At 61.5% G+C, this 21,681-nt stretch carries 19 protein-coding genes and 1 riboswitch; of the genes, 8 read left to right on the top strand and 11 right to left on the bottom strand.

Translation table 11 applies throughout. The features are described from left to right. Positions 1-35: 35 nt before the first annotated feature. The 3 genes from AN189_RS06455 to AN189_RS06465 form a co-directional block, all read right to left on the bottom strand. The gene (locus tag AN189_RS06455) at positions 36-2,228 is read right to left on the bottom strand and encodes a TRAP transporter permease (RefSeq protein ID WP_056032831.1); all 2,193 of its coding nucleotides are present in this window, start codon (positions 2,226-2,228) and stop codon (positions 36-38) included. A gap of 87 nt (positions 2,229-2,315) precedes the next feature. Next, a complete protein-coding gene (locus AN189_RS06460) occupies positions 2,316-3,281 on the bottom strand; it encodes a TAXI family TRAP transporter solute-binding subunit (RefSeq protein WP_056032834.1) in 966 nt (321 codons plus the stop codon). Positions 3,282-3,404: 123 nt separating this feature from the next. Then, entirely contained in the window at positions 3,405-4,325 is a 921-nt protein-coding gene (locus AN189_RS06465; RefSeq protein ID WP_216597725.1) for a LysR family transcriptional regulator, read from the bottom strand. 175 nt (positions 4,326-4,500) lie between these two features. Here AN189_RS06465 and AN189_RS06470 point away from each other — a divergent pair, with 175 nt between their 5' ends. The 5 genes from AN189_RS06470 (at position 4,501) to AN189_RS06490 (ending at position 10,525) form a co-directional block, all read left to right on the top strand. Continuing rightward, on the top strand, positions 4,501-5,574 hold the full coding sequence (locus AN189_RS06470) for a tartrate dehydrogenase (RefSeq protein WP_056032838.1): 1,074 nt from the start codon (positions 4,501-4,503) through the stop codon (positions 5,572-5,574). A 10-nt stretch (positions 5,575-5,584) separates the two neighbouring features. Continuing rightward, entirely contained in the window at positions 5,585-6,841 is a 1,257-nt protein-coding gene (locus tag AN189_RS06475; protein WP_056032840.1) for a glycerate kinase, read from the top strand. 222 nt (positions 6,842-7,063) lie between these two features. Continuing rightward, positions 7,064-8,050, top strand: a complete 987-nt coding sequence (locus tag AN189_RS06480) for a TAXI family TRAP transporter solute-binding subunit (RefSeq protein ID WP_056032844.1) — start codon at positions 7,064-7,066, stop codon at positions 8,048-8,050. Between the two features lie 62 nt (positions 8,051-8,112). Continuing rightward, positions 8,113-8,541, top strand: coding sequence for a DUF1850 domain-containing protein (locus AN189_RS06485; protein ID WP_253279568.1), 429 nt, complete (start codon positions 8,113-8,115; stop codon positions 8,539-8,541). Next, entirely contained in the window at positions 8,525-10,525 is a 2,001-nt protein-coding gene (locus AN189_RS06490) for a TRAP transporter permease (RefSeq protein ID WP_056032846.1), read from the top strand. The genes AN189_RS06485 and AN189_RS06490 overlap by 17 nt, the downstream gene beginning before the upstream one ends. 47 nt (positions 10,526-10,572) lie before the next feature. On the opposite strand, the gene AN189_RS06495 is transcribed toward AN189_RS06490, so the two are convergent. Both AN189_RS06495 and AN189_RS06500 read right to left on the bottom strand, forming a co-directional pair. Next, the gene (locus AN189_RS06495; RefSeq protein WP_056032849.1) at positions 10,573-13,650 is read right to left on the bottom strand and encodes an efflux RND transporter permease subunit; all 3,078 of its coding nucleotides are present in this window, start codon (positions 13,648-13,650) and stop codon (positions 10,573-10,575) included. A 4-nt stretch (positions 13,651-13,654) separates the two neighbouring features. Beyond that, positions 13,655-14,731: an efflux RND transporter periplasmic adaptor subunit gene (locus tag AN189_RS06500; RefSeq protein WP_056032853.1), complete on the bottom strand. Its 1,077-nt coding sequence runs from the start codon at positions 14,729-14,731 to the stop codon at positions 13,655-13,657. Positions 14,732-14,862: 131 nt separating this feature from the next. Between AN189_RS06500 and AN189_RS06505 the strand changes: the two genes are divergently transcribed. Beyond that, the gene (locus AN189_RS06505; protein ID WP_056032856.1) at positions 14,863-15,456 is read left to right on the top strand and encodes a TetR/AcrR family transcriptional regulator; all 594 of its coding nucleotides are present in this window, start codon (positions 14,863-14,865) and stop codon (positions 15,454-15,456) included. 37 nt (positions 15,457-15,493) lie between these two features. On the opposite strand, the gene AN189_RS19115 is transcribed toward AN189_RS06505, so the two are convergent. The 6 genes from AN189_RS19115 to AN189_RS06530 form a co-directional block, all read right to left on the bottom strand. Next, positions 15,494-15,652, bottom strand: a complete 159-nt coding sequence (locus AN189_RS19115) for a peptidase M23 (protein WP_157057405.1) — start codon at positions 15,650-15,652, stop codon at positions 15,494-15,496. Continuing rightward, positions 15,649-16,107: a hypothetical protein gene (locus AN189_RS06510; protein WP_056032859.1), complete on the bottom strand. Its 459-nt coding sequence runs from the start codon at positions 16,105-16,107 to the stop codon at positions 15,649-15,651. The genes AN189_RS19115 and AN189_RS06510 overlap by 4 nt, the downstream gene beginning before the upstream one ends. Continuing rightward, positions 16,097-17,362, bottom strand: a complete 1,266-nt coding sequence (locus AN189_RS06515; RefSeq protein WP_083484281.1) for an agmatinase family protein — start codon at positions 17,360-17,362, stop codon at positions 16,097-16,099. The genes AN189_RS06510 and AN189_RS06515 overlap by 11 nt, the downstream gene beginning before the upstream one ends. Beyond that, positions 17,352-18,110: an ATP-binding cassette domain-containing protein gene (locus AN189_RS06520; RefSeq protein ID WP_056032862.1), complete on the bottom strand. Its 759-nt coding sequence runs from the start codon at positions 18,108-18,110 to the stop codon at positions 17,352-17,354. The genes AN189_RS06515 and AN189_RS06520 overlap by 11 nt, the downstream gene beginning before the upstream one ends. After that, complete coding sequence (locus AN189_RS06525; protein WP_056032865.1) at positions 18,107-18,919, bottom strand: ABC transporter permease; 813 nt, start codon at positions 18,917-18,919, stop codon at positions 18,107-18,109. Before AN189_RS06525 ends, AN189_RS06520 begins: the two co-directional genes overlap by 4 nt. A 75-nt stretch (positions 18,920-18,994) precedes the next feature. Beyond that, positions 18,995-20,062, bottom strand: coding sequence for a putative urea ABC transporter substrate-binding protein (locus AN189_RS06530; RefSeq protein ID WP_056032867.1), 1,068 nt, complete (start codon positions 20,060-20,062; stop codon positions 18,995-18,997). A gap of 95 nt (positions 20,063-20,157) precedes the next feature. Next, positions 20,158-20,267, bottom strand: a riboswitch (guanidine-I (ykkC/yxkD leader). A gap of 257 nt (positions 20,268-20,524) precedes the next feature. Here AN189_RS06530 and tolQ point away from each other — a divergent pair. Together tolQ and AN189_RS06540 are read left to right on the top strand one after the other, a co-directional pair. Beyond that, on the top strand, positions 20,525-21,199 hold the full coding sequence (tolQ, locus tag AN189_RS06535; protein ID WP_172794869.1) for a protein TolQ: 675 nt from the start codon (positions 20,525-20,527) through the stop codon (positions 21,197-21,199). Position 21,200: 1 nt separating this feature from the next. Beyond that, on the top strand, positions 21,201-21,677 hold the full coding sequence (locus AN189_RS06540) for an ExbD/TolR family protein (RefSeq protein ID WP_056032874.1): 477 nt from the start codon (positions 21,201-21,203) through the stop codon (positions 21,675-21,677). The last annotated feature ends 4 nt before the right edge of the window (positions 21,678-21,681 follow it).

Here is a 21,681-nt window from a genome sequence, read left to right on the forward strand (position 1 = left end):
GTCAGGTGACCCATGGCTGTCCCCGATGCGGTGCGTTAGCTGCCGTTGGCCGTCGCGGGGGTGGCCCGCTTTTGGTAGGCGATCAGGACCGCTGCTATGCCGAGGCCGATTGCATCCGTGGTCCAACCACCCGCGATCATGAACAGTCCTGCGATCAGAACAAGCACCCGAACCACCGCGTTGGCATGTCCCATCAGCCAACCCTGCACCGCGCAGGACAGCAGATAAACGCCAATCACGGCCGTAATCGCGATGTGGGTGATCTCGAACCAGCTTCCGTCCAGCAGCATCGCGGGCGAATAAAAGAACATGTAGGGCACCACAAAGGCCGCAAGGCCGATCTTGAAGCTTTCGACGCTGGTCTTGACGGGGTCTGACCCTGCCAGGGCCGACCCGGCATAGGCCGCCAGCGCGACGGGAGGCGTGATGGCTGACATGACCGCAAAGTAAAAGATGAACAGATGTGCAATCAGCGGCTCTACCCCGAGGTTGACGACCCCGGGCGCGATGACGCTGGCGGCGACGGCATAGGCCGCAGTGGTCGGCATCCCCATCCCCAGCACGATGGACACGACCATCGCAAAGAACAGCGCCAACAGCTGGCTTTGGTCAGCCAGTGCCAGCAGCACCGTCGAAAAGCGTGACCCGATCCCCGTCAGGGCGATGACCCCGACGATGATGCCTGCCGTTGCACAGACGGCCACCAGTTGCAGAACCATCCGCGCACCGTTGTTGAGCGCGAAAAACAGCTGTTTCGGTCCCATCCGGTGTGGCGTCAGCCAGGACACGACAGCAGCCGAAATCATCGCAAGTGTGCCGCAACGGATGACCGAATAGCCCGAAAACAGCGCCACGATCAGCACGATGATCGGCGTCAGCAGATAGATCTGCCGGACCAGAATGCCGAACTTGGGCAACTGGTCGCGTGACAGCCCCTTGAGGTTGGCCTTTTGCGCGGCCAGGTCGATCATGAAATAGACCGAGATAAAGTAGAGCGCAGCAGGGATGATCGCTGCGGAAACGATCTGCATGTACGCAATGCCGGTGATTTCGGCCATGATGAATGCGCCCGCGCCCATGATCGGCGGCATGATCTGACCACCCGTTGATGCGGCGGCCTCGACCGATGCAGCGGTCTGCGGCTTGTATCCGACCTTTTTCATCATCGGGATCGTCAACGACCCGGTTGCGACGACATTGCCGGCAGAGGTGCCGTTGATCATCCCCATCAGACCGGACGCGAAAATCGCCACCTTGGCGGGGCCGCCGCGTTTGTGCCCTGCGGCAGCAAAGGCGAGGTTGACAAAGTATTCACCGACACGGGTCGTCTGCAGAAAGGCTGCAAAGATCACGAACAGGATGATATAGGTCGAGGAAATCGCAATCGGCGCACCCAGAATCCCGTTGTCGGTAAAGATGTAGGAAAAGAACCGTTTGGCGTCGTAGCCACGGTGTTCAAAGATACCTGGCAACCACGGGCCCAGAAACGCATAGGCCACAAAGATGGCTGCGATGATCACCAGTGCCATACCGGCCAGGCGCCGTGTCAGCTCGATAATCAGGATCACGCCGGTGACGGCAGCCCACATGTCGCCAGGCAGCGCCATCGGCATGCCGGCGCGCAACTGAAGCTGGCGCGCAAAGAAAATCAGGTAGGCCGTGGCCACGACCGCGGCAATCGCCAGAAGGATGTCAGCGATGGCGAACTGGCGACGGTCAAGCTGCGGGAACAGCCAGCCATGAATCACCGCGAGTGAAGCACCCAGAACCAGCGGGATGCCGAATGTCGACATCGCCCAGGCAGGCGGCGCTGTATTGCCAAGGTAGCTGCCGTTGATCCAGATCGCGGCAACAGCGACAGCACCATACAGGATGCCCGCGCCAGCAAGAGCCAAGAGTGCAACCGACGCAGGATTACGCGTCGTTCTGGCGCTTGCGTCTGACAGGGACGTGGCCCCGAACAGCAAGAATCCCAGAAACAGGCCGCCGCCCACATGCGACAGGCGGTAGGCCCATGTTTCCAGCGGATAGACGTTCATGACCAGCAGGTGAAAGACCGAATAGGCCACGCACATGGCAGCAACGACCAGGTTTCGCGTGCCCTGGAAATCCCGCTGGTTGCTGGTCATGACCTCGTCATCGACATTCGCCCTCGCGGTCTCTTGTTCGATCAAGGAGAGGTTGGCCGCAGCGCGCGTCTGGGTATCGGTGGCTTGGTGGGATGTCATCTTGGGTTGCCCGAACAAGGAAATGGAAGAAAAACACGGGCGGGAACAAGTTCTACCGCCCGTGTCGACAACAGTTGGAAATCCGCCTTACTTCAGGTTTTCGGGGATCTCGTATCCGTTCTCTTCGAACCAGCGCACGGCACCGGGGTGGAATGGAATGACCGCGTTCTTGTCCACGTTTTCAGCCAGCGTTTCGCGCGCGGCTGCGTGGTTCTGAACCATGCGGTCGGGGTTTTCCATCGCAAGAGCCGTGATTTCATATGCGAGGCTCTCGGGCATGTCCTGATGGGCAATCGCAAAGTTCCACAGCGACACGGTCTGAACATCTTCTGGCTGATCTTCATAGGTGTTGGCGGGGATGGTAAATGTCTGCATCGACGGTGCGACTGCCATCATGGCGGCCAGCGTTTCGTCGTCCATCGACAGGAAACGGACATCGTTTTCGACGGCGAGCTGTGCATAGGCGCCGGTCGGCAATCCTGCGGCATAGACGAAGGCGTCGATCAGACCATCCTTGAGCTGCCCTGCGGTGTCAGACGCACCGGCGTTGCTGATGTCGGCGCTGTCATCGGTGGCCTCGAAAAAGCGCGTCCAATAGGTGGCCGATGTGCCGCCGGCCGGACCCACACCGATCCGCTTGCCAGCCAGATCCTGAAAGGTTTCGATGTCGGTGCTGGCCAGAACGGCGGCTTGCAGCGGTGTCTGATACATCGGGAAAAGCGCGCGGATGTTCTCGTGTGGTGTGGGCATCAGGGGGCTTTCGCCGCGGCGCGCTTCGTCTGCCGGTCCCAACGTCACAAAGCCAACTTGGTGCTCACCGGTTTCGACGAGGGTCACGTTCTGGACCGGTCCGCCGGTGATTTCGACACCTGCGTTCAGAGCAAGCGCCTCATTGATCATCGCGCCAAAACCGCTGCCATAGGTGAAATACGTGCCGCCCTGGCTGCCGGTCCCGATGGTGATGCTGCTGGGCCAGCCGTCGCGGTCCTGGGCAGAAGCAGGCAGCGCGATTGCGGTGCAAAGTGCCGCGGCTGTAAAAGTTGCGAATTTCATGGATGTTCCTCCTCCAAGGTATGTCCTCCAATGCGTCCTCAAGACGGGATGCATCTCAGGCCATGATGGGAAGAACGGCGCAATACTGCTATCTGCTATAAATTATATTCCAAAACGAAATAATCAGGCCGTGCGCTCAAGCTCGGGCAGGTTTTTTTCCAGAACGGACAAGAAGGCGTCACGCTTTGCGTCGCGGGTTCCGCGGGTCCAGGCCGCCGCCAGGATCAGCTTGGATCGCGTGGCACCCGGTGGCATCGACAATGGCACGAATGCGACGCCCGGAACCTGAAACCGGGATGTCCAGCGCGGCACGATCGCAAGGCCCGTCCCGGCTGCGACCAGATTGACGATGGTCTGTTTTTCCTCGGCCACCTGCGCGATCCGCGCGGTCAGACCAATATCGACGAACAGTTTGATCGTCAGATCATGCGAATGGGGCCGTGATCTGCGATCCGGCACGATCAGGGGTTCGTCAGCCAGTTCCGAAATCGAAATGGCGCGATTGCCCGAAAGCGGGTGTGTTTCCGGCAGCGCGACAACGGCGGTTTCGAAAAACAACGTGCGAAAGTTCAGCCGCTGGTCACGCACATCGGGCGGACGACAAAAGGCGATATCAATCGAGCCGCTCAGAAGTTTGGGCAGAAGGTGGATCGTTTTCTGTTCGAACAGCTGCACCTCCAGGTCAGGGTGCTCTTGGCGTATCATCATCAGCAACCGGGGCATCAGTCCGGCGGCGGCACTGTCGATTGCGCCGACCTTCAGGACGGGTGTTTCCGATTTTCTGACGTCACGGATCTTGGTTTCCAGCCGTTCCGCCTGCGCGACCAACGCCCGTGCATCGTCCAGGATGCTGTGACCGGCCTCTGTCAGGGTCACTGATCGGGTCGTCCGCAGAAACAGACGGCATTCCAGCTTTTCCTCGAGCAGCCTGATCTGGCGTCCCAGCGAGGCGGGCAAGATATCAAGCGATTGCGCTGCCCTGCCGAAATGCAGGGTCTCGGCCACAGCAAGAAAGCTCTTGATCTGCAAGATGTCCAAAGCCATGCCCCGCGTTATTATTCAATTTAAGTATATAATCATTAACTGATTGAGCGCAACGTTTCAGAAAAGGTAGCCTCGCCCGAGGTGCCAAGGAACGTCCCGGAATGAAATCAGCCCAATGCGGGCTATCGTTCCCGGGTCCAATGTCGCGCAGAACCTATCAGATCGGAAGAACGCTATGAAAACCTATAAAATCGCCTCCATTCCAGCTGATGGAATTGGTCCGGAAGTCATCGCTGCAGGGCATCAGGCACTGGAAGCACTGGCGCGCCGCGACGGTGGTTTTACCTTTGACGTGACAGAATTCGACTGGAGCTCGGAGCGCTACAAACGGACGGGCGCGCTGATGCCCGAAGACGGCACGGATCAGCTCCGGCAGTTTGACGCGATCTTTTTCGGCGCTGTCGGCGCACCGGATGTTCCCGATCATGTGACGCTCTGGGGGCTCCGGCTTCCGATCTGTCAGGGGTTCGACCAATATGCCAACGTCCGGCCGACCCGTATTCTGCCGGGCATCTCGGCACCTCTCAAGGACGTGGGTCCGGGTGATCTGGACTGGGTCATCGTGCGCGAAAATTCCGAAGGTGAATATTCGGGCATCGGTGGGCGTGCGCACAAAGGCATGCCAGAAGAAGTAGCCACCGAAGTGTCCATTTTCACGCGCGTCGGTGTGGAACGGATCATGCGTTACGCCTTTAAGCTCGCGCAGTCGCGCCCGCGCAAGTTTCTGACGGTCGTGACCAAATCCAACGCGCAGCGCCACGGCATGGTGATGTGGGACGAAATAGCACTGGAAGTGTCCAAGGACTTTCCCGATGTGACCTGGGACAAGATGCTGGTCGATGCCATGACCGTGCGGATGGTCAAGGACCCCAAGTCGCTGGATACGATTGTCGCCACCAACCTGCACGCGGACATCCTGTCGGATCTTGCGGGTGCCCTTGCAGGGTCGTTGGGTGTTGCGCCGACGGCCAACATTGATCCCGAACGCCGTTTTCCGTCCATGTTCGAACCGATCCACGGGTCTGCGTTCGACATCACGGGCAAAGGTATTGCAAACCCCGTCGCGACGTTCTGGACGGCCAGCCAGATGCTGGAACATCTGGGGGAAACCGCAGCGGCCGAACGATTGATGCGTGCCGTCGAAAAGGTTTGCGCAGATGGTATCATGACGCCAGACGTCGGTGGTACAGCCACGACGCAGGACGTGACCGACGCCGTCTGCGAAGCGATCCGCGGCGAAAATATCTGAGGGTTTGCAAATGACCGATGACGATGCAGTAGCGCTGCTCCGCCGGATGATGGATGCAGCGATCGCCGCAGCTGATCCGGCGACTGTTCTGGCCTCGCACCTCCCCGAGAAGCCAGCGGGCCGCTGCATCGTCATCGGGGCTGGCAAATCAGCTGCTGCGATGGCGCTGGCCCTTGAACGGGCCTGGCCGGATGTGGACCTGTCTGGCGTCGTCGTGACACGCTATGGTCACGCCGTTCCGACGACCCGGATACGCGTGCGCGAGGCATCGCATCCTGTCCCTGACGCGGCAGGGCTGGAGGCATCGCGTGACATCATGCAGACGGCCGCCGCTGCCGGTGCGGATGATCTGGTGATTGCCTTGATTTCCGGCGGTGGCTCGTCCCTGTTGCCGATGCCGGTCGAACCGCTGACCCTGCCGGACAAGATTACCGTCAACAAACTGCTGTTGGCCTCGGGCCTGACGATCGACGACATGAACAAGGTCAGGCGCAGGCTGTCCGCGATCAAAGGCGGCGGTCTGGCGCGCGCGGTGCATCCGGCCCGGCTGGTGACTCTGGCAATATCCGATGTGCCGGGCGATGATCCGGCGGCCATCGCATCCGGTCCCACCGTGCCTGACCCCTCGGCTGGTGAAAATCTGGGCTATCTCGTCGACCGGCTTGGCCCGGACCTGCCTGCCGCTGCGCGCGACATTCTAGTGCAGCCAGTCCGGGACGTTCCTGCATTCGAATATGATTACCGTCTCATTGCCACACCGGCCTTGTCGCTCGAGGCCGCGGCACAGGTCGCCCGCGATGCAGGTGTCACGCCGACGATCCTCGGCGACGCCCTCGAAGGCGAGGCACGGGAATTGGGAATAGCCATGTCGGGCATGGCCAAATGGGTGGCGCGGCAGCACACGCCCGCCTCAGGGCCCACCGTGTTGTTGTCAGGTGGTGAAACGACCGTTTCAACAACTGGGACCATGCCCGGTCGCGGTGGGCGCAATACCGAATTTCTGCTGAGTCTTGCCATCGCGCTGAACGGCCATGACAAAATCCATGCGCTGGCGGCCGATACGGACGGGATTGACGGGACCGAAGACGCAGCCGGCGCCATGATCGGGCCAGATGTGCTGATGCGCGCCCGGCACGTCGGTGCCGATGCCAAGGCATGTCTTGCGCGCCATGACAGCTATGCGTTTTTCGATGCGACGGGCGATCTGATCCGAACGGGACCGACCCTGACAAACGTCAATGATTTCCGCGCGGTCCTTGTGCGCTGATATCAGCACAGGCGCAGGTTCAACAGTTTGCGCCGCGGGTGCTGTGGGCCCGCCGCGCTCATCTGCGGGCGTGCCGCACCTCTGCTGCAGCCCTGCGACGGACCGTCTTCTCCAAGGCGCGAAAAAAGGGGTCCAGTTCCGTTCAGAAATCTGTATCTTTCCCACGAACCCGGGAGGAGCCGGGTCAAACCTTGGGTGACACACCCGATTTGGGAGGACGATATGTTCAAAGAAGTCTTGCGTGGGCCGTTGGGCCTGATCGGAACCGCGGCGATTGTAACGCTGGGCCTTGCTGCGCCGGCCGTGGCACAGCAGCAGCTGTCCATCGCCACTGGTGGCACGGGCGGGGTCTATTATCCGATGGGCGGCGGCCTTGCCGAAGTCATCAACAACCACATCGAAGGCTATTCCGCGACCGCAGAGGTTACGGGTGCCTCGGTCGAGAACATGGGTCTGATTGCCACCGGTGACGCCGATTTGGCCATCGGTCTGGCTGACACCGTGGCACAGGCCTATTCCGGCACCGGCCGGTTCGAGGGCCAGCAGCTGCCGATGATCCGTGGTCTTGCCTCGCTCTACGCAAACATGGTGCACATCGTCGCCCTCGAGGGGTCGGGGATCACGTCGCTGGCAGATCTGACCGGCAAGCGTGTGTCCATCGGTGCGCCCGGTTCCGGCACCGAGGTCAATACCAATGCCATCCTCGAGGCCAATGGCATCAGCTATGACGACATCGACGAACAGCGCCTGAATTTCAACGAAACCGCTGACGCCTTGGCCAACGGCGATATCGACGCGGGATTCTGGTCTGTGGGTGCGCCGACCTCTTCGATCCTGAACCTTGCGACCACGCAGGACATCACGATCATCGCCCTGTCAGAGGCCGAATTGCAGGCCGCGATGGATGCGGATTCCACCTTTGCGACGACGACCCTTGCCGGTGGCAGCTACAACGGTGTTGACGAAGACCTCACCGTTCTGGGCATTCCGAACGTCCTGGCGGTGTCGTCGGAAATGACCGACGATGTGGCCTATGCGATCACCAAGGCCATGTTCGAGAATATCGCGGACATGCAGGCAATCCACCCGGCGGCGAACGAAACAACGGTCGAGTTCACGATGTCCGCCACCCCCGTGCCGCTGCATCCCGGTGCGATCCGGTACTACGAAGAAATCGGCGCGACGATTCCTGACGATCTGCGTCCATGATTGCAGACCACCGAGGGGGGAGGGGCATTGTCCTCTCCCTTTTCATTTGGCTGCTGCCATGCGTGGCATTGGCAGACGCGCTTGTCGCGACCCGCGCCGATGGGACCGAAATCGCGCGCTTTGACGTGGCTGACGGCACAGAGTGGTGCGTGCTCTGGAACCACTCCGTCAAGGGATTCCCGGTGTCGGACTGCTATGAAAACAGGGCAGGGCGCATGGTTCTGGTGCATGCCCATCTGCCGGATTTCGCCGCCGGACTGGACCACATCCCGGGTCGCGGACGGCAGGTCACGGACGGACAAGGCGGCTATTATATCCTTGATATCAACGAGCCTGTGCCGGGAAACGCCTATATTTTGCGCCCGGGGCGCGGCCCTGTCGATCATCGTTTGCAGGTCGGTGACAGGGTCGTGTCGCTATCGGCGGTTGCCCCGCGTGAACGGGTGCGGATTGCCCTTTTAGGAAATACGAATAATGACGACGATACCTGACATTCCCGCAGCCGAGGTCCCGCAGCCTTGGTTCGTCATCCGCGCCATTACCGTGATCGGTATCGCGCTGTCGCTGTTCCAGCTCTACGCCGCCGGTGTGCAGCCGCTGGGTCTGTTTTTTCAGCGTCCCATCCATCTGGGTTTCGTTCTGGTCCTGTGTTTTCTGCTGTATCCCGCCTTTGGCCGAGGCAAGGCGCGGGGTCCCTTGGGCTGGGCCATCGACGGTGTGCTGATCCTCGCAGGGATTGCCGCTGGGGCCTGGGTGCCGTTGAACATCGACATCATTGCGAACCAGATTTTCCCGCGTCCCATCGACGTCTGGATGGGCATCGTCACGATCATCGTCGTGCTCGAGGCCGCGCGCCGGGCCGTGGGCCTTGGCATGACGCTGATCGGCGCGTTCTTTATCGTTTATGCCTTTGCCGGCAACCGCGGTGAGCTGCCGTTTCTGGCAGACTGGATGCCCGGCATCCTCAATCACCGGGGCTATTCGCTGGACCGGCTGGCCAGCCAGATGACGCTGGGGGCCGAGGGGATTTTCGGGATTCCGCTGGGCGTCGCTGCGACCTTTGTTTTCATCTTTGTGCTGTTCGGTGCCTTTCTCGAAGTCACCGGCGCGGGCAAATTCTTTATCGACCTCGCCTATGCGGCTGCGGGCAAGCAGCGCGGCGGACCGGCCAAGGCCGCCGTGATCGCAAGCGCAGGCATGGGGTCGATTTCAGGTTCGGCCATTGCGAACGTGGTGACGACCGGCGCCTTTACCATTCCGCTGATGAAAAAGCTGGGCTACCGCCCCGCGCAGGCAGGCGGGATCGAGGCCGCCGCCTCGACCGGTGGACAGATCATGCCGCCGTTGATGGGCGCGGGCGCGTTCCTGATGAGCGAATTTACCCGGATGCCCTATGTCGACATCGTGCTTGTTTCGATTTTTCCGGCGGTGCTGTATTTCGGGACGGTCTATCTGCTGGTCCATATTGCCGCCGTCAAACAGGGCATGCAGGGATTGTCCGCCGCCGAATTGCCAAGGGTGCGCACGGTGCTGGCCGAAGGCTGGCATTTCTTGTTGCCGCTCGTCGCGCTCGTGATCCTGTTGGTCGCGGGATATTCGCCGATGCGTGTCGGATTTTACGCGATCCTGTCGATCATGGCGGCTGCCGCCGCACGCGCGATGTGGGATTTCCAACGCAACGGGCCAACGGCAGACCGGTTTGTCGCGATGTGTCGCCGTGGCGTGGCGCTGACACTCGAGGCACTGGATCTGGGCGCGCGCAACGCCGTCGCGGTGTCCGTGGCCTGCGCTGTTGCAGGCATCATTGTGGGTGTCGTGGGGTTGACCGGCCTGGGCCTGAAATTCTCGGCGATGATGATCGCGTTTTCGGGGGGCAACATCGTCCTGGCGCTGATCCTCGTGCTGTTGGCCAGCCTCGTGCTGGGCATGGGGCTGCCCGTGACGGCGGCCTATATCGTCCTGATCATCCTGGTGGGTCCGGCCCTGACGGAACAATTCGGCATGCCGATCCTGATCGCGCATCTGGTGGTGTTCTGGTATTCGCAGGACAGCAACGTGACACCACCCGTCGCATTGGCCGGGTTCGCGGGTGCCGCCATCGCCGGGTCCAAGCCAATGGAAACCAGCGTGCAGGCGTGGAAATACGCCAAGGGGCTGTACCTGATCCCGCTGTTCATGGTGTTCAATCCGGAAATCATCTTGGGCGGGCCGCTGCCGTTGGTGCTGTGGTCCGGGGCGATTGCCATATTGGGTCTGGTCGCATTTGCCGCCGTGCTCGAGGGCTATCTGTGGGGGCCGATGCCGGTCTGGATGCGTATACTGCTGGTGCCCGGTGTCATCGCATTGTTCTGGCCCGACCTGACCGTCGAAATCGTCGGATCGCTGTTGATCGCGGTCTTGCTGGGGCTGAATTGGTCAGTGGCGCGCCGCACGGCTGGCGATGCCGGGCCGCGGCCTGCTTCATCCGGGTCATGACCCGGCGGGCGCGTCCAGGTGATACCGTGGCCGCGCCCCCGTAGGCATCAGGCGGGTGCCGGCACGGCCCCGTCGGCTGCCTTTTTGTCGGCGATCCGCTCCTTGCGCAGATAGGTGTGATACAGGACCGGTACACCGACCAGCGTCAGGACCGACGCAAATCCCAATCCGCCCATGATCGTCACCGACATCGCCGCAAAGAAGCTGTCGGAGAGCAACGGCACCATGCCAAGGATCGTGGTGGCCGCAGCCAGAACCACGGGCCGCAGACGGCTGACACTGGCTGTGACGATGGCCTCGTGTTGTGGCAGGCCTTCGGCCTTTTGCGCGTCGATCTCTTCGACAAGAACGATGGCGTTCTTGATCAACATGCCCGACAGCGACAGCAGGCCCAGCAAAGCGGTAAAGCTGAAGGGGATGTTCGACAGCAGCAGACCGATGGCCACGCCGTTGATGGCCATGGGCACAATGGTCCAGATGACTGCAGTCTGGCGCAGCTTGCCGAACAGCAGAATGGTGATCAGCAGCATTGTCCCGAACGAAAGCGGCATCTGCCGGCCCAGCGATTCCTGTGCCTGGCTCGAACTTTCGAATTCGCCGCCCCACTCCAATTCATAGCCTGCCGGAACCTCGATCGCCTCGATTGCTGGACGCACCAGGGCAAACACGGTGGGGGGTGTCAGACCTTCGATGACATTGCCGCGCACCGAAATGGTCTGGACGCGGTTGCGCCGTTCGATCACGGGGTTTTCCGGAACGACGGTGAAACCGTCCACAACCTGGCTCAGCGGCAGATAGCCCCCGATGGCCTGGCTATAGACAATCTGGTCCAAAAGCTGGCTGTCGCGTTCGGCCTCGTCACGGGGTTTGCGCACGATGATGTCGATCAGGCGGTCACGTTCGCGGTAGGTGCCGGCAGGTATACCATTGGTGGCCAGGGCGATGGCGGTCGCCACATCGCTGCGGGTGATCCCCGCCGCCTGTGCGCGATCCTCTGCATAGATGGGACGGGTCGCGATTTCGACCTCGCGCCAGTCGGTATATTCGGTGTGCAACAGGTCGGTGCTGTTACGCAGGATCGCCTCTGCCTCTGCGGCCAGTTCGCGCAGCACGGCAGGGTCGGGCCCGGAAAAGCGCGCCTCGATATCCGATCCGGTCGCGGGACCAAAGATGATGCGTTTCGACTGAAGCTCTGCCCAGGGCAGCGCCTCGATCACGAATTGATCCAGCTCTGTGCGCAGGGCGGGGATCGCCTCTGGGGACGTGGCACGGATCACCAGCTGCGCATAGGAGCTGTCGGCGCGGGCAGGGCTGTAGGTCAGCACATAGCGCGACAGGCCTTGTCCGACGGTTGCGGTCACGGCCTGGACGTCGTCGCGGGCCAGCAGCCAGTCCTCGACCACGGCGATGTCGGCGGATGATTCCTCGATCGCGGTGCCCTGTGCCGCCTTGTAATCAAGATAGAAGATGGGTGTCGTCGCCGCAGGGAAAAACTGCTGTTTGACCTGACCAAAGGCCATGATGCAGGCGACAGTCGTGCCCAGCAGGCCCGCGATCACCAGCCAGCGCAATTTCAGCGCCCAGCGGACCAGTTTGCCGTAGGTGCGGAACACCGGGCCGTTGTAGCCGGAATCGTCTGCATCCAGCCCGCCGACCTTGAACAGGTAGTGACCCAGCAACGGGGTGATGGTGACGCCGACGATCCATGACAGCATCAGCGAAATGCCGATCACCGCAAACAACGAGAACATGAATTCGCCGGACGCATCGGGTGACAGGCCGATCCCGGCAAAGGCCAGGATCCCGATGATCGTGGCCCCCAGCAACGGGATCTGGGTTTTCTGCGTGGCAATATCCGCCGCATCGCGGGAATTCTTGCCCTTGCGCATTTCCTGCTGCATGCCTTCGGCCACCACGATGGCGTTATCGACCAGCATCCCCATCGCGATGATCAGCGCACCCAGGCTGATGCGTTCGACCTTGACGTCGAACAGATACATGAAAAAGAACGTCGACAGCACGGTCAGCAGCAACGAGACACCGACGACAACCGCCGCCCGGGGACCCATGAAGATCGCCAGCACCACGATCACGACCGCGACCGACAGGGCAAGCGACACCAGAAAGCTGCTGTTGGCCTCGTCCACGACCTGGTGCTGTTCGTAGACCGGGCTGACTTCGACGCCGACGGGCAGCAGCGTTTCCAGCACGGCCAGCTCTGCCTCGACCCGGCGACCGACATCCACGATATTTTCGGATACCAGGCCGGACACGCCCAATGTGAACACCTCCTGGCCATTGTGGCGCAGGATGTGGTCGGGGTTCTCGATGCGTGCGCGCTTGACGTCCGCAATGTCCAGCAGGTTCAGGACCTCGCCGCCGAAACCAAAGGTCAGGCCGCTGATTTCGCGCACGCTGTCCTCTGCCGATGGTCCCTGGATTTGCAGGTTTGCACTGCCGTTGTTGACGAAACCGGTCGGGTTGATCGCGGTGGAATCACTGATCGCGCCGATAATGACCGCCGGATCGACCCCCAGCTGCGACAGTGTCTGCGATGAGGGTTCGACGAAAATCGCCTCTTGTGGCAGGCCTTGCAGCTGGACATTGGCCACGCCGTCCACGGTCAGCAGTTCGCGGCGCATGAAACTGGCGATGTCCCAGATTTCCGAATCGCTATAGCCGGGCGCCGCAACGGCATAGAGGATGCCATAGACGTCACCGAAATCGTCGTTCACGGTCGATGGCAACGCATCCGCCGGCAGGGATGCCCGCGCGTCGGACACACGGTCACGCAGGTCGTCCCAGACCTGCGGCAGCGTCTCACCGTCGTATTGATCCTCGACTTCGACCTCGATGACCGACACGCCCTGGGTATTGCGCGATTTGACGGTCTTTACCTCGTCCATCTGCTGGATCGCGGCTTCCAGCACCTCTGACACTTCGGTGGCGACCTCGGCCGATGTCGCGCCGGGATAGGGCGTGATGACCAGCGCATTCTTGAGCGTAAAGGTCGGGTCTTCCAGCTTGCCGACGGACATATAGCCGAACAATCCGCCAAAAATGGCGAACAGGATGAACATCCAGGTATAGAGAGGGGATTCGATCGAAAAACGCGCGATTTTCATGGGGCTATTCCACCGTCAGGCCGATGAAAGGACGCACGGTTTCGCCCTCTGTCAGCATTTGCAGTCCGGCGGCCACGATCTGCGTGTCGCCCGCGATGCCGCTGACCAGCAGGTCCGTCCCGTTCGGAGAGCTGACCTCGACCGGTTGCCAGGCCACGGTTCCGTCGGTGCCGCCGGGGTTCGGCGTATAGACCAGAACGCGGGGCGATCCGCTGTCATAGGACACCGCTGACGGCGGCAACATCACCAGGCTTTCGTCCCCCAATGGCAGGGTCGCCGTCACGGTGATGGACGCGCCCGGAATGATTGCCTGTGGCACGTCGTCCTGCGTCAGGGCCAATGTGACCCGATAGCTTTGCCCGATGTTCTGGGTTTCGGCGTTGAATTCGCGCAACTCCAGCGGGACGGGTGCGTCAAACAGCGGGGACGACCCGGTAAATTTCAGATCGCTGCCTTCGTCGACATTCTGGAACAGGCGTTCCGGCACGTCGATTTCGACGCGGACCTCTGACATGTCGTGCAGGCGGACAATGGGCTGACCGGGGCTGACGATGGCAAAATTCGGTGTCAGGCGCGAGGCGACCAATGCCTCGAACGGGGCGTGCAGACTGGCATTCGCCAGCGCATCCTCCGCCTCGCGCAGGGCGACGGCAGCCAGATCGCGTGCGGTCTGGGCATCCTCTGCCTGTGTGGCCGACACAGCGTTCGTTGCCGCCAGCGTTTCGGCGCGGTTCAAGGCGCGTTCGGCCTGCGTCAGGTTGATCTGTGCCCGTTCCACCGCCCGTTCGAATGGGCCTACGTCCAGTGCTGCGATCTGCACGTCCTTTTGCAGGAACTGGCCCTCTTGGGCGTCGAACATGGTCATCTGCCCGCCGACCTCGAATGACAGATCGACCGTTTCCAAGGCGACCACCTGGCCAAAGAACGTCCTGTCCGTCAGTACGCTTTCGCCGGCGGCCCTGATCAGTTTCACAGCCCTCATCGGGGCGGGATCACCCGACGGTGTCAGTGTCTCGGCCTCTTGTGCGGACAATGGGACAGCGGCAGAAAGAGCAATCAGGACCGTGGCAATGCGAAGCATATATAAATTCCATCGTAGAGTACGGCGTGGTACTTAACCCATCATGAGGCAGTGGCAAGGGGGAAGCTCTGTCTCATTTTGCCGTGAGGTTCCCACTTTCAATTCTGGTAGGCGCACCCTACCGTTCAGTCATGACCCAAAATCCGTCACAGACCCGTATTCTGGCAGCCGCCCGAAGCCTGTTTTTCAAACATGGTTTCGAAAAGGTATCCACCGACATGCTGGCCCGCGAGGCCGCCGTATCCAAAGCGACGATCTATCGCTACTATCAGAACATGACCGATCTGTTGGGCTGTGTCGCCACGGCAGAGGTCTGCCGGTTTCGCGACGCAAACCCACCGGCGGTCACGTCACGGGCTGAATTGCACGCGGGGCTGACTGCCTTTGGTACCCGGTTGCTGACCTTTCTCAATGATCCCGAAACCGTGGCTTTCGCTTGTCTGATCCACGAAGAGGCGCGTCATGCCCCCGACATGGGCGTGACATTCTACGATGCTGCGTTTCAGCAGACGTTGGATGATCTGGCGCGGATGTTTGATCAGGCCAAGGACTGCGGTGCACTGAAAACTGAATTCGCACCACAAGAGATTGCCGAGGATTTCATCGCCTTGCTCGAAGGGCAGGGGCTCAAGCGGGCGCAATTGGGCCTTTCTGGCCTGCCCTATCCGGATGTGCCCGGAAAGGTGAACCGCGCGGTCACCACCCTGTTGCGGGCGCACGGTTAGGGCCGCTGCCGCAATCGCGGTGCAGCGGCCCCCAGGATCACATGCGGCGCCAGGCCAGGTAGGCTGCCAGCGCGATGATACCGCCCATCAGCGACAGTGGAATTTCCATCCCATGCGGATGGATATGTGCGCCGCCATGGGCCAGCGCGGGCGAGGCCGCCAAAATCGCGGCAATCGTCAGTGACAGGTGTTTCATGCGTCTATTTCCTTTTTGCGTTGGGATAGAAAATCGCGGATGTCCAAGACCGATTTTTCATCCATCGAGACATAGATCAAGGACATGTTGGTGCGTTCCGTCACCATCTGGCCGGGGAACGGCAGATAGCTCAGTTCGCGTGATCCGAATGAAGGTGATGCCGTTCCGACCTGCCATTCGGTTTTCAATTCCACGTCGATCAGTTTCAGCGCCTTGGGTCCTGCGGCGGCGGGGCGTTCAAACGGCACGCCCGCCAGCTTGAGGTAGGCCGCCTTGTCGCGGGCCTGCACGTAGCCGTCGATGAACTGCGCGGTCAGGACCTGCAGGTCCGCAGCCGCGTCGTGTTCATGCATGTGGCTATGCAGGTGGTCGCCATGCGCGTGGTTATGGCCATGGCCATGGGGCGCGTGATCGTGGTGGTGATGGTGCCCGTCCGGGCCGTGATCATGTGGCATTGGACCACCTCTTGCCGCTGAATTCGCCGTGCGGAATGGAAACGGGTTTGTCGATATGCTGTTTATGCGCGCCCATTTTGCCGCTGGCGACCATGGACCCCAGCACATCGACGATCACGCGCGTGCCCAGCAGCGCCGTGATGTCCGACGTGTCATAGGGGGGCGATACCTCGACCAGTTCCATCCCGCAAATCCCCTCGGCCGCGATGCCGGAGACCAGCGCCAGTGCCTCGCGCGGCAGGAACCCGCCGGGTTCGGGCCAGCCGGTGCCGGGCACGAAACCGCAGTCGATGCTGTCGATGTCGAACGACAGATAGACCATGTCCACGCCGTCCCAGGCCATGTCCAGCGCCATTTCCAGCGTCTTGTCGATCCCCATCTTTTCAACGTCGCCCATGGTGATGATGTTGGTCTCGCGTTCCCGCGCGACCTTGACCGCCTCGCGCGGGACCTGCCAGCCGCCGATGCCGATCTGCACAAGGTTCTTGGCCGACACATTGGGCATGTTGGTCGCGTGGAACCACGGCGTGGTATGCATCCGTTCGTCCAGGTCCTTTTCCTGAATGTCGGCGTGACGGTCGAAATGCACGATGCCGATTTTCTTGGACGTGCATTCCGCGATGCCGCGCAGGCAAGGGTAGCCGATGGAATGGTCGCCACCGATCATGATGGGCAGCGAGCCGGAGCTGAACACATGGCTGACACCACGGCTGATCTGGTCGAATGATTTCTCGATATTCGCCGGGATCGTGAATACGTCGCCCGCGTCGCACAGCGTCATCTGTTCGCGCAGATCGACGCCCATTTCGTAGTTATAGGGCGTGTACAGCGCCGAGATCTTGCGCAGTGCCTGCGGTCCGAACCGGGTGCCGGGACGGTAGGTCGTGCCACCGTCAAAGGGGATGCCAAGGATCGTGGCGTCGTAGTTCGCCACCTCCAGCACGTCCTCGGCATAGGGGGCCTTGAGGAACGTGTTGATCCCGGCGAAATGCGGCAGCTCTCCGCGGGCGAATGTCGGGATGGATTTGTCCTCGATCGCGTCGGCCCCGGTCAGACCCATGCGCAGCGCCCAGCGGCGTTCCTCGTCGGCGCGGCCGGTGGGGATGTCGCCCTCTTTCTCCATGGCCTTCCAGCCTTGTAGCTGGGTCAGGTCCGGATGGTGCTGGCGTCTGCCCTGCGCGTTGATCCGCTGGGCCAGATCGCGGGGATGGTGCGACCGGCTGCGCCTGGCTTGGGGGCCTGTATCAGGAAACATGGGTGTCCTCCGTTTGGATTTGGTGGGGAATGCCGCCGTTGCGGGCGTCAAAGTCGTAGGTGATCGTGGCCCCGAACAGACCCGGATCGTGCGGGTCCCAGCGGGGTTTATCAAAGACCAGCACACGGTCGCCCAGCTTGAACCCCTCTTCGAGGTCGTGGGTCACCATGAACACGGTCATGTTGGTCAGCGCGCGCAACTCCATCAGGAAGGCGTGCATTTGCAGGCGCGTGCCGGGGTCAAGCGCGCCGAATGGTTCGTCCAGCAGCAAGACGCGCGGCTTTGCGGTCATCGCCTGACCGATCGCCAGTCGCTGCTGCATACCGCCCGAAAGGGATGCGGGATATTGGTCGGCCACGTGGTTCAAACCGATCCGCACCAGCATTTCATCCGCGTCCTGCATCGCCTGACGCCGTGCCGCACCGCGCAGGTAACCGAACCGCGTCTTGAACGCGGTGCCAGCCATCAGGTTGTCGCGCACGGTCAGATGCGGGAACACGGAATAGCGCTGGAACACCACGCCGCGCTCTACGTTCGGCTCGACCGCAGGCGGCCCGCCATCAATGCTGATCTCGCCGCGTGTGGGGCGTTCCTGCGCCAACAAGAGCCGCAGAAAGGTGGATTTTCCACAGCCAGAGGCACCCACGATGGAAATGAATTCGCCCTGATCGACCTCGACGTTGACCCGTTCGATGATCGACCGGTCACCGTAGGCCTGCCAGATGTTGCGGACGCTGACAAAGCTCATAGCCCGGCCTCCAGCCATGGAAATGCCCGGCGGGACAGCGTTTTCAGCGCCCAGTCGATGAGGAACGCCAGCAGCGTGATCCAGATGACGTAGGTCAGAATAATGTCCATCGCGAGGTAGCGACGCACCAGAAAAATCCGGTAGCCAAGGCCCACATCCGACGCCACAGCCTCGGCCGCGATCAGGAACAGCCAGGCTGACCCCAGCGACAGGCGCACGTTTGCAATCAGGCGCGGCAGGATTTGCGGCAGTGTCACGCGCAGGGCGATGACCAGCGACGATGCGCCAATGGTCTGCGCCTTGATCAATTGTTCCGTGGGAATATCCAGCACGCGCTGTGACAGGTCGCGGATCATGAACGGCGTGATGCCTATGATGATCAACACGACCTTTGACAGCTCGCCCAGTCCGAATACGATGAACAGGATCGGCAGCAGCGCCAGCGGCGGCACCATCGACACCACGGCGACAAAACTGGAAAAACCGGACCTGATGACTGGCAACAGCCCAATCGCCATGCCGACACCCAGCGAGATAGCGGCCGAAATGCCGACACCCAGCAGCAGGCGCTGCAATGAGGCCCATGTATCCTGCCACAACAGGATGTCACCACTGCGACGGTCGGCCTCTGTGAACAGCCGGATCGCGGTGTCCAGGATCGTGGCAGGTGCCGGCAGCAGTTTGTCATTCGGGTTGGCCGTCAGCCGGATGTCCGAACTGATCGCATAGGCAATCATCACCGCGATGAATGGCAGCGCGGCAAGCAGTATGCCGCTGCGGCGCGATGGGATACGGTTGATCAGTCGCATGACAAGCCTCCGGTCAGGGGACGCATGAATGACGGGAATTGGGGGCGCGCGACGCGGTCGCCGCGCGCCAGAGGCTTACAGCGCGCCGTCGGCGGCCATCTGCATGTAGGTTGTGTCGAACCGGAACATGACGTTATCCGCGTCCCCCGTCACCACGTCACCCGGATAGGCGATGCCCACGAAATCGGCGCTGGGCGCGTTCACACCCAAAATGCCCTTGTCGAACAGGAATTCCGCAACCGTCGTCATCGTGGTCGGCAGATCGGGCGACGCGGCCTGTGCGACGGCATCGGCAGGATCATAGAACATCTCTGTCACGGCCAGCTGCGCCTGATACCCGGCCAGATCGGTGCCCGCTGCCTCTGCCATGGCGGTCAACGCCTCTTCGTCACCAGCGGCCATCAGGCCCATGACTTCGTACCAGGCACCGACCACGGCCTTGCCGAAATCGGGGTTGTCGGCCAGCGTCTGCGTGTTCACCACCATCAGGTCGAGGATTTCACCGGGAATTTGCGAGCTGTCGAACAGCACGTTGGCATCGGGGTTCGATGCCGTGATTTCGGACACCAGCGGGTTCCATGTGACGACGGCGCTGACGTCGTCGGTCGCATAGGCCGCGATCATATCCGCGTCGGATGTGTTGATGACACCGTCCAGATCGGATTCCGACAGGCCGACCGTATCCAGCCCCCGCGCCAGCAGGTAATGCGACACCGACAGTTCCACCAGATTGACCGGCTTGCCTGCAAGATCCTCCAGCGTGCCTTCGCCCTTGAGGATCACCGCATCGTTGCCGTTGGAATAGTCACCGATGATCAGGGCCGTTGTATCGACGCCGCCGCCCGCGGGGATCGACAGCGTGTCCATGTTGGTGGCGCTGACCCCGTCAAAGGCACCTGCCGTGTACTGGTTGATGGATTCGACATAGTCGTTGATCTGTACGATCTCGACCGTGATGCCGTATTTTTCGGCCCATTTGTCCATGATCCCGCTGTCGGACAGATAACCCCAGGGCATCCAGCCCGCGTAGATCGACCATGCCAGTTTGAAATCTGTTTTTTCCTGCGCCAGTGCAGGCTGCGCCATCGCAGTCGCCAGTCCGGCCGAGAGCGCCGCAGCGGATAGAATGTTCTTGAATGTCATGACTTTCCCCGTTGTGCGTCCCGCCTGTTGTCCAGATGGATTTCGCCGCGCTGGCGGAACAAGAGACAAAGAGCGCGGCCAAAACCTGCGCAGTAGCCTCCCGGGATTTTGCCCCGCCGTGTGCCGCCCCGGAATTTGCCGGCGCGGTAGCTCTTCTTGGACCAGGCTTGTCGCGGGCGACAACGGAACCCTAAGTGCTCTGCCATCCCAGTAGCGGGCAGGGGGGTGCGCTGTGCAACGCAGGCCGGGTCAGAAATGCGCGGTGCGAGCGCGTTGCCCGAAAATTGGGCGCTGTTCGCGGGCTGGCGCATCGAAATTCAGCGTCCAAGCGATACCGCAGTGATGGAATCGCCGCGCGCGGCAGGGCGCCGATGGCGCTTGTTTGATTAGACCCGGCGCAGAATCTGCCGTATACACAGGCCCAACACAGAGCCCCGCAGGGGCCGAACACAGAGCAGGCACATGGAACAGACACACGATTTCACGATGTGGAGCATGTTCGCGGACGCGACCATCCTCGTACAACTCGTCATGCTGGCATTGGTCGCAGCCTCGGTCTGGTGCTGGGCGATCATCGTGGACAAGACGTTGCAATACCGCCGCGCCCGGCGCGAATCCGATGCCTTTGACGCGATGTTCTGGTCGGGCGAACCGCTGGATCAATTGTTCGACGACATCGGTGCCGCACCTCAGGGATCGGCTGAAACCATCTTTGCCGCGGGCATGACCGAATGGCGGCGCAGCCACAAACAGGACGGCGATCTGATCGCGGGCGCACAGGCACGGATCGACCGCAGCATGGATGTCGCCATCGCCAAGGAAGCGGCCAAACTGCAAAAGGGCCTTCCGGTGCTCGCGACAACCGGATCGACGGCCCCGTTCGTGGGCCTGTTCGGCACGGTGTTCGGGATCATGAATTCGTTCATCCAGATCGCGGAATCCCAAAACACCAACCTGGCGGTCGTGGCCCCCGGTATCGCAGAGGCGCTCTTGGCCACGGGTCTTGGCCTGCTCGCGGCCATTCCGGCCGTTATCTATTACAATAAGCTGAGTGCTGACGCCGACCGCATCATCGCCGGGTTCGAGGCCTTTGCCGACGAATTTTCCACCATCCTCAGCCGCCAGCTGGACAGCTGACATGGGGGCCGGTGTTCAGAAATCTGACGGAGGGGGCGGCGGGCGACGCGGGCGCCGCCGCAGTCGCGCCCAGCCGATGGCGGAAATCAACATCACGCCATTCGTGGACGTGATGCTGGTTTTGCTCATCATCTTCATGGTGGCCGCACCGCTGATGACCGTGGGCGTGCCGGTGGATCTGCCTGAAACGGCGGCCAACGCGCTGCCCAGCGACGACGAGGAACCACTGACCGTCACCATCGACGCATCCGGTGCGCTGTCGATCCAGAATACGCCCGTGGATCAGGCCGATCTGATCGCGCGCCTACAAGGCATTGCATCCGAAAGGGCCAGCGACCGCATCTTTCTGCGGGCCGACGGGGCCAACGACTGGAACCGTGTCGCACAGATCATGGGCGCGCTGAATGCGGCCGGGTTCAACAACATCGGTCTGGTGACGGATATCGGCGGGCCGGACCTGATGGGCACGGACGGCTGATCCC

The sequence above is a fragment of the Loktanella sp. 3ANDIMAR09 genome (assembly GCF_001420005.1).
GTDB lineage: Bacteria > Pseudomonadota > Alphaproteobacteria > Rhodobacterales > Rhodobacteraceae > Loktanella.